9 protein-coding genes are annotated in these 14,493 nt (G+C 32.9%); 3 read left to right on the top strand and 6 right to left on the bottom strand.

The features are described from left to right. Positions 1 to 81: 81 nt before the first annotated feature. Together C4S29_RS00625 and C4S29_RS00620 are read right to left on the bottom strand one after the other, a co-directional pair. Positions 82 to 882, bottom strand: a complete 801-nt coding sequence (locus tag C4S29_RS00625) for a hypothetical protein (RefSeq protein ID WP_103912193.1) — start codon at positions 880 to 882, stop codon at positions 82 to 84. A 93-nt stretch (positions 883 to 975) separates the two neighbouring features. Continuing rightward, positions 976 to 1,788 carry a hypothetical protein gene (locus tag C4S29_RS00620; RefSeq protein WP_146063237.1) on the bottom strand — a complete coding sequence of 271 codons (813 nt, stop codon included), beginning with the start codon at positions 1,786 to 1,788 and terminating at the stop codon, positions 976 to 978. A gap of 144 nt (positions 1,789 to 1,932) precedes the next feature. Between C4S29_RS00620 and C4S29_RS00615 the strand changes: the two genes are divergently transcribed. Next, entirely contained in the window at positions 1,933 to 2,544 is a 612-nt protein-coding gene (locus tag C4S29_RS00615) for a 4'-phosphopantetheinyl transferase family protein (protein WP_103912191.1), read from the top strand. 149 nt (positions 2,545 to 2,693) lie between these two features. On the opposite strand, the gene C4S29_RS00610 is transcribed toward C4S29_RS00615, so the two are convergent. The 3 genes from C4S29_RS00610 to porU form a co-directional block, all read right to left on the bottom strand. After that, entirely contained in the window at positions 2,694 to 4,946 is a 2,253-nt protein-coding gene (locus C4S29_RS00610; protein WP_103912190.1) for an FUSC family protein, read from the bottom strand. Positions 4,947 to 5,040: 94 nt separating this feature from the next. Continuing rightward, positions 5,041 to 6,204, bottom strand: a complete 1,164-nt coding sequence (gene porV / locus C4S29_RS00605; protein ID WP_103912189.1) for a type IX secretion system outer membrane channel protein PorV — start codon at positions 6,202 to 6,204, stop codon at positions 5,041 to 5,043. A gap of 22 nt (positions 6,205 to 6,226) precedes the next feature. Next, the gene (gene porU, locus C4S29_RS00600) at positions 6,227 to 10,099 is read right to left on the bottom strand and encodes a type IX secretion system sortase PorU (protein WP_103912188.1); all 3,873 of its coding nucleotides are present in this window, start codon (positions 10,097 to 10,099) and stop codon (positions 6,227 to 6,229) included. 155 nt (positions 10,100 to 10,254) lie between these two features. Between porU and gldJ the strand changes: the two genes are divergently transcribed. Then, the gene (gene gldJ / locus C4S29_RS00595; protein ID WP_103912187.1) at positions 10,255 to 11,865 is read left to right on the top strand and encodes a gliding motility lipoprotein GldJ; all 1,611 of its coding nucleotides are present in this window, start codon (positions 10,255 to 10,257) and stop codon (positions 11,863 to 11,865) included. 215 nt (positions 11,866 to 12,080) lie between these two features. Continuing rightward, complete coding sequence (locus C4S29_RS00590; RefSeq protein WP_103912186.1) at positions 12,081 to 12,905, top strand: hypothetical protein; 825 nt, start codon at positions 12,081 to 12,083, stop codon at positions 12,903 to 12,905. Between the two features lie 270 nt (positions 12,906 to 13,175). Here the strand turns inward: C4S29_RS00590 and C4S29_RS00585 are convergent, their stop codons facing one another. Then, positions 13,176 to 14,492 (bottom strand): ABC transporter permease, encoded by a 1,317-nt coding sequence (locus C4S29_RS00585; RefSeq protein ID WP_103912185.1) that lies wholly within the window; start codon positions 14,490 to 14,492, stop codon positions 13,176 to 13,178. Position 14,493: the final 1 nt, after the last annotated feature.

Genomic DNA, 14,493 nt, shown 5'->3' with positions numbered 1-14,493 from the left:
TTATTTTTAATTAGTAATACTTTTTAACATTTAAAAATTAAACTTATCTTATGCAAATCATAAAAGTTTTGATTTGAAAAATTACAAGTAAAGCGTTTTCATTTCTTCCACAAAATCTCTGTAATGTTCGATGGCTTCTTTGTTTTTGCCCGAATCGATAAGTGCAATTGACGGCGTAACTAATTGATCATAAATAACATTAAAAATTTCATCTTTATTTGAAGATTTATTGATGTTTAAAAGCATTTTTGGTGCAATGATTTTGTATTCATTAATTAATTTTGAATATTCCGGATTTGGATTCATCACGGTTTCTCTTAGATTTCTTAGTTTCGTCAATTCATCACAATCATCTGGAAGACCTTTGTGCGAAACACATGCAGAAGTTAAAAAACAACCCATAGGATTATCTTCTACGGTTTCTGTGTAACTGAATCGATATTTTTTTCCATATATTGTTTTAATAGTAGCATATTTTTTTTCTAAAATTTCTAATGTGAAATTTCTCCCAAACCGATTGATAATTATATCATCAGGATCGTGACTTGCTTGGTCTGTTGAAAATTTACAATCAATCACAAGCATTTTTTTTCCACCTTTGTTTTTTGAAGTTTTCGAAATGAATTCATAGGTAGAATCTGGCGGATTGGTAAGTGTTAATGATACGAAAACCCAATCTCGGGATGAAATATTAGGATTAAATAATTCCGAATCCACTTCAAAAATAAATTTTGCTTGGGTAAATTCACCAACCTTGTAAAAATCATCCGTACTAAACTTATCAAGTGAGGTGCCTTTACTTTTCTTGAATGATAACATCGGGAGCAAAGCCGCTGCCAAAACACCAGAAGAGGCTTGTTTTAAAAATTTTTTTCTGTTCATAGATGTAATTTTTGGTTATTTCAAATTTAAAAAATAATCTTAATATTCATCTATCCTAATAAGATAAAGTGGAACCCTTTAATTTGCTTATAATTATAAATAAAGCGTTTTCATTTCTTCCACAAAATCTCTGTAATGTTCGATGGCTTTGATATTATCACCCGCTTCTACCATTGACACTGAGGGCAAAACTAAATTTTCATAAATGCTATCTAGAATTTCCCCTTTGTTCGACGCGCGATTAATATTTAAAAGCATTTTCGGGGCGATTTCTTCATATTCTGAAATTAAATTTTTGTAATTAATATCGGGCTTCATAATATTTTCGCGCAAATTTCTTAAAGTTGTTAATTCCTTGCAATCGTCTGCAAAACCCTTGTGAGCAACACATGCAGAAGTTAAAAAACAATCGTCATAATATCCATCATCAGTATTATCAACTATAGTTGATAAAAATTTGAAATAATTCTTTTTCCCATTTGAATCTGTAATAATTGCATATTTTTTGTCTTGAATTTCTAGCGTGATTCTATTACCAAAAAATCCATAAATTATATCTTCATTTTTAAAAGTTTTTTTGTAAGAAGAAAATTTACAATCAATAATAAAGACATCTTTACCATCTCTTTTTTTTGTGATTTTAGAGACAAAATCGTACTCTCCGCTTATCTCATTGTTATCTTTAGCAGATAAAACTATATATTTCCGCGCGTTTTCATAATTTTCGAAAAAATACTTTGTAATTGTAAAAGTGAGATAGATTTTAATATTTTTAACTCTGTAAGAATGTTCGCTAATAAATTTATCAAGAGTTACACCTTTACTTTTCTTGAATGATAAAATAGGGAGCAAAGCCGCTGCAAAAACGCCAGAAGACGCTCGTTTCAAAAATTTTTTCCTGTTCATAATCGCTGTTTTTATAGTTAAAACCAAATATAATAATTAATCTTAAAACTCGCAAATCACTATATTTCAGCATTTTAAAAAAAACACATATAATTCTTTCTCTTTTGTAAGAATGCTTATTTTTGCTCGAAACTATTTTATACTATGCCACTTTATAAAGATTTTTCCGATGAAAAAGCCACTATTTTGCTCTGGAAGTTTGATGAAGACGAAGAGTTAGATTTTGAAAATTTAATTGAAACAGAAAATCTAGAAAAAATAAAAAATTACCATCCTACTAAAATAACAGAAGCACTTTTGGTAAGAAAAGCCTTGAAAAGTATTTTACCTTCTCATAAAATTTTATACAAAGAGAGAGAGCCTTTCCTCGTGCCGAAAGATTATTGTATTTCTATTACGCATTCGTTTCCCTTCGCCGCTGTTGCAGTTTCTAAAGAAAAAATAGGAATTGATATGGAAAAATTCAACCCAAAAATTTTAAGAATCGAGCATAAATTTATCTATCCAGATGAAGCCACTTTTTTTTCTGAACAAGATAAAATGGAATATTTAACGGTAATTTGGTCTGTGAAGGAAAGTTTATACAAAATTCACCATTCTAATTATTGGTCTTTAAAACGAAATTATAAAGTGGAGCCGTTTGATTTGAAAAATTTAAACAAAATAAATTGCTCTGTTTATGATGACAACAATTGCGACCATTTTTCAGCGCGGGTGAAGTTTTTTGAGGATTTTTGTTTTACGATTGTGGATTGAGGTTATAACCTCGAAGTTTTTTTTAACACGTAAGTCACATTAGAGATTTTAAATATTGGTCTTTATTTAGAGCAGATAAATTTTTTTTGACTTCTTTGAAATGCTTGCAAATCTATTTATTCTTTGTAGAAAACTCTTATTTTCAATGGTTAAACTTCAACAAAATTTTGAAAATCTTTCAGTGCTTTTCTTTGTTCGCGGGCTACGTCAGACATTAATTCTAAAAGTTCAGTCATGTTTTTCAATTCTGCTAAATGTGAAATTTTTGTAGGATCTCGGCGGTCGGTCGGTTCATTTTCATCCAATTCGGCTTTTCTTTTATTTAATAAAAATTCTAATTCATTTTCAGGAATTTTTAAATCTTCTGTGGGAAAATCTTGCTTCACATTATTTAAAATAGCTAAAGATTTTTGAAGTTCTGCAGTTATAATTGCAGTCCAATTTTTGGCATCTATTTCAGGATATTTTTTGAAATTTTTGCCATTAAAATATTGGGAAAGAGATGCACAATAAGCGGTAAAAAGATGCGCAGTGGTTACAAATTGGTGCACTTTTTCTAATTTTTTTTGTTGATTTTTGGGATCGGAAAGCATCCGTTGGAAATTATCTGATAAATTGGCCAGAGAAACCAAAGCGGCCTTTCTTTTCATTTTATAATCTTGAACGTTTTGTTCAGACTTTTCAACCTCAAAATTTTGCATCACAACTTTAAAATAATTGATATTATCTTGCGTTGCAACCTTCATTAAATCTATATTTTGGGTATGCTCCCAAACTGGCAAAATGAAATAGGAAACTAAAAAAACCACAAAACCGCCCACAAAAGTGTCAAAAATTCTATCTCTAAATATAACATTGATGTTGCCTGGTTTCAAAAAATTAAAGGCTAAAAAAACGTAAAGCGTAATAAACAAAACCGACCAAAAATATTTGCTTTTTAAAAAAGTGAATGCTAAAATCATACTCGCCAACAAGAAAAACAGCAGAATTGTATTGTTAGAAATTTGCCATAATAACAAATAAGCGATGATGGCGCCCGAAATAGTGCCGAATAATCGAACATAATTTCGATGTTTTGTGATGCTATAATTGGGGCGAATAATGGCTACAATTGTAATTAAAACCCAATAAGCATGGCCAACAGGAAAAAATGAAAACCTTGTGATGCCATAACCTATTATTAAGGCGGAAGTGACGCGAATGGCGTGGCGAAATTGTTTTGAATCTAGGCTTAAATTATTTCGAAAAACTTTAAAGTTTAATTTTTCTTCTGTACTCAAAAATTTTCGTACATCTAAACCAGAAGAGAGACTTTTTGCTAATTTTACATCTTGTGAAAAAATGGTGTAGATTTTTTTTATTTCCGAATTAAGGTCGGTGATTCGCATCAGAATCTGGCGCAAAATCATAAAGTTCTCCAAATTTTCGCTACCCATTTTAGTGTTTCTGTAGTTGTAGTAAACGGTATAAAGTTTTTCGAGTTCACTATCTAAATTGGCTAAAGGCTTTGCTTTGGTGCCAGATTGCAAATCTATCCCAATATTCGTGATTTCTGTGGCCAAATTTAAGAGAAAAACATTCATTGCAGAAAGAACATCTTGGTTCCTTGCATCTTGATGCAGCGCTTTGTAGTCGCTTTCGGAAGTCATTAATTTTTCGTGTAAATCTATAGAATTGAGAAACATCAACATCAGCAAACGGCTTGTGGTTGTAGATTCTCGCACTATTTCGCGTGTTCGGAAAACGGTTTCGCGTGTGTCTTCTTGCAGGTTTTTTATTTTAATTTGATGCGAAATAATTTCATGGGAAATAGATTCATAATTGGGGTTTGGAAGATATAGTTGCGCTCTAATTTTAAGATACTCGCCCAATAAAATATAGTTTTCACCTATTTGCTGACTGGCTAATTTGTAAGGTTGAAGCCGTGTTAAAATTAAAAAAACTAAGACAAACCATAGGCTTCCAGCCAGAAAAGTAATCAAACTTTTTAAAGTATTATTACCAGTAAGATGGCCGTCTATAAAAATAGCGAGCACGATTAATGTTATAGATCCAACTGACGATAAGCGCTGCCCATAAACGCCAATCATACTATAAAAAAAGCCAAAAACTAAAAGTTCTAAAAAAATTAGAAGAGGTATTTCTTTGGCTAAACTTGCAATTGTAGCCGTAATAATAAAGCAAAAAACGGCGAGTAACATTGCATTTCTACGTCTAATTACAGGGCCAGGTTGATCGGTAAGCCCAATAAAAGTAGTAGCAAGTGGAAATAAAAAAAACTCTTTTAGCAAGCCAAAATAAGCCAAAATAATACTAGGAACTACAACGGCCAAAGTAACGCGCACGGCAGCATAAATATACTGGCTGGTAATGAAACGTTTTAAATCTGAAGTATAAGACATTAGTTTGAAAACTTTTAGCAAAATTAAACTTCTTTAAACAAAAAGAGCCTCACCATGGAGACTCCTTTAAAATTTAGTTTAAAAAAAATAATTTTTAATAATCTTGTGCGTTTGAGGATTCTTCACCAATCGTCCAAGTAAGGCCGAATCGTAAAGTATTGTCTAATGCTGAGTTTATTTTTGAAGTATTAATTAAATAAGACAGATCTAAACCGAAAGATTGGTATTTTAAGCCTAGACCAACTGTGGCATATTGTCTGCCGCCTTGCTCTGCACTCTCGTGGAAATAGCCTGTTCTTAAAGAAAAAGCATTGTCGTAAGAATATTCTAACGCTCCACTTATCATGGTACTTTTTGGATTATTGAAAGATTTACTAATTCCTTCGATTACGCCTACATTTGGCACGTTATAGATTGGGCTTCCGTTTAAGTCTGTACCAGTAATTTCTGGGCCAGGAACCAAAAGTTTTGAGGCTTCTACACTAATGCCTACTTTGTTTAAATCATCAATATAAAGATCATAACCTGCACCAATTCTTGCAGTGGTAGGCAGATAAGATTTAGATTCATCATTACCGGTATAATCTAAACGCGGCCCTAAATTTTGAATGGCGAAACCTGCTCTCGCTTGTCCTTCATAATCGCCAAAACTTTGTCCTCTATTGCTTAAAAAATAACCAGAAACATCTACAGCAAAAGAGTTTGCGGGTTTTAAAGTATTATCAGAATTAAAGCCGCCAGATAAATCTGATCTAATAAAACGACCTGTAACCGCCATGGAATAATTATCGGTTAATTTTAAACCATACGCAACATCTATTGAAAATTCGTTTGGTTTTGCGGTACCTTCTGAAACGACTTCGCTACCTACTAATTTCGTTAAATCTACAGAGCCTAAATTAAAATAATATAAACTGGCAGAAATGGTGGAACGCTCTTCATCTCCCAAAAACTGGTGATAAGCGCCGTAAAGTAAAAATACATCGTTGGTTAATTTACCAAGATACGGTGTATAATTAATCCCAACTGCGGAAGTTGTTTTGCTAAACGGATATTTAGCCGCATTCCAAAATTGCGAAAATGCGTCTGAAGAAGTGGCCACACCTTGGTCGCCCATCCCTCCGGCACGTGCATCTGGAGAAATTCTTAAAAATGGAGCACCCGTAAGAACTGGCCTAATGTCTTCTAAATTTTGGGCAAAAGCGGTGACGCTTAAGCCAAGACCAAGAGTTAATAATAGTTTTTTATTTAACATCATAAATATTTTTTTTCGTTTTGTTTTATTTTAACAGCACCATTTTTTCAACTGCAGTAGCGCTTCCTTTGCATTTATCTTGGTTTTGGCTGCGAGCAAATATTTTAAAAATATAGACGCCTTTTGCAACAGTATCGCCAAAATCATCTTTTCCATCCCATTCTATTGCAGTTCTTGGCGTTCTAAATCCTTGGAAAAAAGGTTCTGCCGTAACTTGTGTGGAAATTGTTCTCACTAGTTTTCCGGTGATGGTGAAAATTTGTGCATTTACATCTAAAATATCTGCGCAGTTATGCTCAAATTGAATATAAGTTTTATCTGTAAAAGGATTTGGCCAATTTAGTAATTTTTTAACAATTAATTGCTGATTGCTTTCATCCTTTACTATAAAGTTTAACGTTGCGGTGGTAGAATTATTGTTGATATCCCAAATTTTAAATACCAATTGATGTGGACCTACTGCTAAATTTCTGAACGGATAAGACACATTTCCTTTTTGATAATCTTCTAAAGTAGGATTCACGCAGCCATTTCCCTCTCCTGAAAAATAAAAATCATTTAAAACAGTTGTGTTGATAACTTGCCCATCAAGAATTACAGTAATGTCGTGCCCGATACCTGAACCTGTAGAATTAATGCCCGTATTATCACTCACACAAGCCAGAAGTGTGGGGTTTTGATCGGTAATTCCACCATCTGCAAAATTGGTATTGTTCATAAAAAGATGAACGACAGGCGGCGTATTATCATTAAGGCCATCTGGATTAATATCTCCGATTTGGTAAGGCTGATTTACAAATACATCACGTTGCTTATTATCTGCATAAGCCAAGATTCTGCCCGTTCCGATGGTATAATTAATATCCTTTGGAACGTAAAATTTAACGGCAAATTTACCATTAGTTACTACGCCAGATGTCTTTACTATTGGGCTTCCTTCTTCTGTGTAATTTAAAATTGGTGTGAGATTACCGTCATTATTTAGCGTTTTTTTATCTATTCTTTTATCAAAAATATTAATTGACACTCTCCCTGTAAAATTAGTATCCAAGGTGCCGTCTTTTTTCTTCACTTCTCCAGTAATAGTAACGAAATCTAGTGCCCGCAATTGCCCTGGAACTGGCGATTCTATATTATCAATTGTAATTAATTTTTGTGGTCTGCTTAGTTTCATGGCAGGATCTCCTAAAAAATTAACTTTAAAATGGTTAGAATTTGGACCTTTTAATAATTTAGTTTGCAAGAAGGCGTCTCCTAAACTTCTAAAATCATCATTATCAAGTTTAAATATTTGGTCGATAAATAAGCGCGTAAGTTCTACACCATAACCTACACCGATGGCTCTGCTAGAAGTAATCATCGTAGTTGCACCGCCAGTTTTAGATTTTATTGTTTGCTCTCCTGTGGAAAATGTAGCCGGATCATCCCAAAGTGTAAATTCGCAGGTGATGGTAGAAACCAATGGAAACCTGCTATAAACATTATTATAATTATTAAAATTATCTACTTCTGCGCTTGTGAGTACGCGCTCTTGTGCCCAACCGTTTATGCCGCCATGCCCGAAATAAAACAAAAATAAACTATTGCTAATATCACTACTAATGGCTTGATTTACTTGTGGATATCTTTGCCCACCTGCTGTATTTACTGCAGGAAAAGAGTCTAGGTATAATTTACGAATATTATATTCTGGTTTATCCGTGGCTGCGGTTTCAAAATTTGCTACAATAGCATTGTTCATCACGGTATGGAAAGGTGTTCCGCCATCATTATCATCATCTGCAGCGAAATCTAATTTCATACGCCATTCGCCAAATGGTGTAGATTGGCCAGGCAAAGCATTATAATAAGCCAGTGTTTTATCTACCAATAATTTTGCTTCGGCCACATTAGCTGCTGGCAATCTTCCTACTGGTAGATCGGGCAAAAGACTTTGCACATTAGTATAAGTTTGGGGAGAAGTCATCACATAATAATCATCAGTTACAAAAGATGATACAAAACTTTGGCTATACTCACTTTCATAACTTGGTACGACTTGTGAATTTGGGTATTCAATTCCTTTGTAATCAAAAGATGTATCACCCAAAATCATTAAATATTTCAAATTGCCATTTGTAGTATTCAATCTTGTTACGAAATTTCTGATGGCTGTAATATCTTGACTACCGCTAGAGAATTCATTATAAATTTTATTAATATCAACTACTGCAACATTAAAATTATCATTAATTTTATGATAATCAGCCAAGCGTTGCGCTTGCCCCATCATTTCTGGCACGGTGATTACAAGGTAATCGATGTTTGAAAGTGAAGACAAATCTTGATTATCTATTTTACCCACAAAAATTGGGTCATAAGCAGCCGAATTATTAAAAGCGACAAATTCATTATTAAAGTTTGTATTTGCTAAATAGCCAAAATCAAAATTACCAGCTGTGGATTTATTTACTTTTCTGCTTGCATTTGTAACATCAGAAACATCCCAAACCTCCTCCAAAGAAGAAGTATCAGAAAGGCTAAAACCGTAAAGTGTATTGCTATTCTCGGAAATATCATAACTCCGAAAATTCATTTGTGTACCATTAAAAATTAAATCTTGCTTATAACTTACTTCAGCGTAATTAAGGTAAACGATACCATTTGGATTTGTTCCAAAAGTGGGGTTAAAATTAAAGTTTATTTGGTTTCCTGTAATATTGCTTACAGTACCAAGATAATCGGTTAAGACATAATCTTGTGTAGTTGAACTAAAACTATAATTAGTTTCAGCCAATCCATTGATATCAATTTTAATAGAATTCCCTTGAAATTGGTAAGGTGCCAGTTGCGCCTTATAAGTCACCCTATCTGTTGCCTTTAATGGCAAACGTGTTGTAAACGAAACGGTTTTATTGGTATTAAAAAAATCGCCTAAGAATACACGGCCTATATTCAATAAGTTGGTTTTATCTTCATTTAAGACTTGGTAATCATCATAATTCGTTAGTAATTGTGAAGGTAAATTAGCATCTTGGTTTTGAACTCTTTTTCCTGGTCCTGTGTCAAAATTGATGAAATAATAAGAAAAATCTTCATAGATGTTTTTTACATTAAGGCTGCGATCAGTTCGCGTTTCCGTCAATCTATTTGTTGCAGAGCCAAGCGCACCTTTATATAAATTGAAACCGTTAGGACCTTGCGCATAAAAAAGTGCATAGTCCTCATCATTCCACACACCATCATCTTCACCTTTAACTTCTATTGCATCTTCTTGCAAAGATTTGTAGTAGTTATCTTGGTTATATTCTGGCAACATTGTACCGCCATTTCCATAAATTCTAAAATTCTTTGGATTTATATCAGAAGGGTTAATGCCATTAGCGCGCAAAAATTGAGTTGTAATTTTAAAAATACCCGATTTATCAACTTTTATTTTATAAAAAGTTCCTGTTTTTAAAGGATTATCTGTGGTGCCAAGGTTTTTCGAAGAATTACTTCTTTGCGAAACTTTTTCTTTAACCAAATTAAAACTCGAAAGCCTAAAGATTTGGTTATTTTCTATTTTAAAAGTAGCAATGCGAACTGAAGAGTAACTTTCTCCCTCCTTTACGTATGAACCAGAACTTATATCATTATATGGTAATAAATCATATTTAGTAATATCAAAAAGATCTTTCTCTGCAATTGGTTCCCATTTTAAATTATCCGCAGTTAAATTGTCTGAAGTTTTTGTTTCTACTCGAATATAAACATTTCCTTGCTCAAAATTATACCCCGCATTTGAAAAAAAAGGCAAATTTTTGCTTTCTGCACCAAAATCCATAGTTTTAGCACCATCCCATTTTATTGCAATATTCTGCGAAAATGCCAAGGAATAAAGTGATAGAAAAATAATTAAAAGTAAATTGCGTTTCATAGATTGTAAATGAACTGCAAATTAAACGAAAAATTTAAAATAATCTTATCATACAATAAAATTTATTTAGCGACGTTTTTCAAAAAACCTAAATCATTATTTGATTAATCGGATTATTTATTTTTTCTTTGTATCCTGAAAATATTTATGACAGTATGAAAAAACTCAAGTCGTTTTTCCTAATAACATTAAGCGCAGCCTTTATGCTCACGAGTTGTGGCGGAGGCAATTCCAAAAAAGGAGGCGGAACAAAGCGTTTTACCAGTAAAACAGGATGGAAACCAAACGACCAAAAAGGTTGGTTTTTTACCGGAAAACAGCAAAAACAAAAAGGCTGGCCAGGAATGGTCTATGTGGAAGGCGGAACTTTTACCATGGGATTGGTAAAAGATGACGTAATGCACGATTGGAATAATACGCCGCACAGAATGCAGGTCAGTTCCTTTTTTATGGGTGAAACTGAAATTACAAATTACGAATACAGAGAATATGTAACTTGGTTGAAATTTGTTTTTCCACCATCAGATCCCAATTATAAAGACATTTATACTGGTGCTTTGCCAGATACTTTGGTTTGGAATAATAAACTTTCGCGAAATGATTTCGCTGAAACCTATTTTAGATCTCCAGAATATGATTATTATCCGGTAGTAGGCGTAACTTGGCTACAAGCTTCACGGTATTGTGATTGGCTGACGGATCGCGCTAACGAAAAAGCATTAATGGATAAAGGTGTTCTTCCTAAAGATTATTATACAAATGAATCCAACAACCAAGGTGGAAATGCTTTTAATTTAGACAAATACAAGGCAAACGATGCCGATTTGGATGGATTATTAGATAAAAATAAATTGCAAAAATCTACTGGTATAAAAACCACCAACACAAGAATTGCCGCAGCGAACAGAAACGCCTCTGCTGGTTTAGTAGAAAAATTTAGATTGCCAACCGAAGTGGAATGGGAATTTGCTGCACTTGGACAGCAAAAAAATAGAGTCTATAATTTAACTAAAGGAAAAGAACCAGAAGTTGACAAACTGAAAGGTACCAAAGGACGTAATAAAGGAATGTATCTAGAAAATTTCAAAATGGGCGCAGGAGATTATTCTGGTGTTCCAGGCTGGAAAAACGATGGTGCACCGACGACATCTGACGTAAAACAATTTCCATCTAATGATTTAGGTATTTATGGTATGTTTGGAAACGTTGCAGAATGGACGGCGGATGTTTATCGACCGATTATTGATGAAGAAGCTAGTGATTTCAATTATTACCGAGGAAATGTAACTAGATCTACAGAAAAAAATGCAGATGGAACTTATAAAAAAGTAGAAGACAATACCGTAAAATACGATACACTTGCTGATGGAAGATTGGTTTACAAAGGACTTCCGGGTCAATATGCGAGAGAAGTAACCTCCGATGACAGAAACTTTAGAGATGGTGATTTTCAATCTTCTTTAGACGCTGGTTACGGACGCGAGCAAGATAGCACAAATGCAGATTACAATATGTATAATGCCAACAGAAAGAAATTTATTGTGGACGCTAAAGGACGTGTTATACTGCAAAAAGATCCTGTTTCTAGAACTACAAGAATCTCAGACGAAGTTCGTGTTGTGAAAGGTGGATCTTGGCTAGATACGGCTTACTGGTTAGATCCAGGACAAAGAAGATTTAAAGATGAAACCCGCGCTTTTGGGTGGATCGGTTTCCGTGTAGCACAAGATGCAAAATCACAAGGAAAAGGCAGAACGAAAAGATAATTTCAAAATATTAATATTAAAACCTAAATCGTAAGATTTAGGTTTTTTTGTTATCTTTAAATTAATTCTCTAAAAATCATCCGTCTAGATTACTTTAAAATTTGAATTCAATATCTTTATAGAATTATTTAATTATGAAATCGCCATTAAAAAGTTTGCAAACCAACGCAAATGAAGATTAAGGCGATAACATATGACTTTAAAAAAATCTAAAAATGAAAAATCTTCTTTACATTCTTTTAATTATAAGTTCTGCAAACTGCACGGCACAGCAACTTTCTGACTACAAATACGTCTATGTGCCCAAAGATTTTAAAGAATTTGAAAACAATCAATACCATTTAAACTCTACATTGGTTTCTAAATTAAAAGAAAAAGGATACCAAGTTTTACAAGAAGTGCAAGGCAACTGGCCAGAAGAACTGAAACAAAATCCTTGTAAAGTGGCAAAAATTAATATTTTAAAATCCGGAAATATATTTACGAATAAATTAACTTTTGAAGCCACAGATTGTAATGGTAAGGCATTCCTCTCCCAAGAAGGTAAATCTAGTGAGAAAGATTATGAAATTGGCTATCAGCAAGCGCTTCAGAAAAGTATGGTAAATCTCCAAAAATCTTCACCAATTAAAGAAATATCCGAAGTTAAAGTAGATTTAGCAAATGAAAATTCATCATCAAAAATTGCCAATTTAGATAAAAAGTCTAACGAAAAAACAAATAAAAAAGAATCAGCAATTATTGAAGATAAGACAAAAAAACCGTATTCTGATATTATATCTCCCGCCAAAAATCAAAACTATTTTAATAATAATACGAAATATCAAAAAAAACCAATCGGAAGTGGCCAATTTATTTTAATTTCTCCTGATACTTCAACTCCTTTTGCTACTTTTCGCGAATCATCTAAAAAAGATGTTTATCATATCATTTTAAGAGATGGAACTACTACTTTAGGATATTTGGAAAACGAAAATTTGGTTATAGAATTACCCAATAAAGACGGGAGTTTCAGAAAAGAAATTTTTGTGGAAAAATAACTTTTAGAGCCTGATTTCGATCTTTAAATTAATTTTATGATTATCAATGAATTGCAAGCTAATTGTGTCAATCTTTAGCACTTTCCAATTTATGTTTCAAAATTATTTAATAATCGACCTCAAATTTGTAAATAATTAAAAAAAATCAACTAAATTAATGGTTAATTTTTTTCTAAAATTTTAATGGATATTCTTTTCTAAAAATATTAATTTATTTTGATAAAACTATCGCGGTCAAAATATTAACTTCCAAATTAGACAACTTTAAAACTAACTTCTAATCCACTTCCAAAGTTCTTTTGCCGTTGCTTTATTGCCATACATTAAAATTCCAATCCGATAAACTTTCGCAGCAATAAAAATCATTAACAAAGTAGTAGCAAGTAAAATTAAAACCGACAAAATAATTTGCCAAATCGGCACGCCAAACGGAATTCTCGCAATCATCGCAACTGGCGAGGTAAAGGGAATCATCGAAAGCCAAAATCCCAGCGGCCCATCGGGATTATTCATAATTGTAAAACTACCATACATTCCAAGCATTAAAGGGATAATCGCAAAAAGTGTAAACTGCTGCGTTTCAGTTTCGTTATCCACCGCCGAGCCGATTGCAGCGTACATAGAACTGTAAAAAATATATCCAAGTAAAAAGAATACTATGAAAACAATGATAATTAAACCGTAGTTCAAATCTAGCAAAGTATGAGAAATTTGTGTTGCAATACGCTGGATATCAAATTTATTCATCATTTCTGCTGAATTTTGCCCGCCTGGAACTTGATTTTTCATCGCAGAAAATCCTGTATTTAAAAACAATGCGCCAATCACAGCCATAGTTATCCACACCAAAAATTGCGTGAGTGCAACAAAAGTAACGCCTAAAATTTTGCCCATCATCAACTCAAATGGTTTTACTGATGAGATGATAATTTCTACAACACGATTGTTTTTTTCCTCTAAAACACTTCGCATCACACGAACGCCATAAATAATAATAAACATAAAAACAGCGTACATTAGAATCATGCTTAAACCAGATTTCACCCCAAAACTTAAATCGGAATCACTTTTATTGTCGTTTAAAACATTTTTGGTGTTCAACTCAAATTTCTTATCTAAAGCATCGAGTTGCGTTTCAGTAAGGCCTAAATTCTTTATTTTTACTTTTTTCACCAAGCCAGAAATATCAGAAGCAATTTGCTGTTTGGTATCAAAACCAATTTTAGTATTTAATAGAAGTTTTGTTTCCTTTTCAAAAGTATCAAAATCATTATTTTTTAAAGTGGGCAAAATCAAAATACCATCCGTTCCTTTCATATCCTTTAATGCCGAAACTATTGATTTCTCGGCGCTTTCCGGTACGTAAACATATTTTATACTTTCTGTAGATTTTAAATGCTCAGCAAAAACACCACTTTTATCCACCACATCAAAAGTGCTTTTCGTTTGGTTTGCTTTAAACATAAACGCGATAATTGCACCAAAAGCAATAAACAAAACCGGCGCTAAAAGGGTTAAAATTACGAAAGATTTCTTTTTGACTTGCGTTAGAAATTCGCGTTTGGTAATGAGGATTATATTTTTCATT

Source organism: Halpernia humi, assembly GCF_900108025.1.
Lineage (GTDB): Bacteria > Bacteroidota > Bacteroidia > Flavobacteriales > Weeksellaceae > Halpernia > Halpernia humi.
Note: the sequence above shows the minus strand (reverse complement) of the source record. Positions and strands in the feature narration are given on the sequence as shown.

Bases quoted from the DNA above. Each gene is read 5' to 3' on its own strand.
- C4S29_RS00625 (WP_103912193.1), bottom strand. From the start codon at position 882: ATGAACAGAAAAAAATTTTTAAAACAAGCCTCTTCTGGTGTTTTGGCA.
- C4S29_RS00620 (WP_146063237.1), bottom strand. From the start codon at position 1,788: ATGAACAGGAAAAAATTTTTGAAACGAGCGTCTTCTGGCGTTTTTGCA.
- C4S29_RS00615 (WP_103912191.1), top strand. From the start codon at position 1,933: ATGCCACTTTATAAAGATTTTTCCGATGAAAAAGCCACTATTTTGCTC.
- C4S29_RS00610 (WP_103912190.1), bottom strand. From the start codon at position 4,946: ATGTCTTATACTTCAGATTTAAAACGTTTCATTACCAGCCAGTATATT.
- porV (WP_103912189.1), bottom strand. From the start codon at position 6,204: ATGATGTTAAATAAAAAACTATTATTAACTCTTGGTCTTGGCTTAAGC.
- porU (WP_103912188.1), bottom strand. From the start codon at position 10,099: ATGAAACGCAATTTACTTTTAATTATTTTTCTATCACTTTATTCCTTG.
- gldJ (WP_103912187.1), top strand. From the start codon at position 10,255: ATGAAAAAACTCAAGTCGTTTTTCCTAATAACATTAAGCGCAGCCTTT.
- C4S29_RS00590 (WP_103912186.1), top strand. From the start codon at position 12,081: ATGAAAAATCTTCTTTACATTCTTTTAATTATAAGTTCTGCAAACTGC.
- C4S29_RS00585 (WP_103912185.1), bottom strand. From the start codon at position 14,492: ATGAAAAATATAATCCTCATTACCAAACGCGAATTTCTAACGCAAGTC.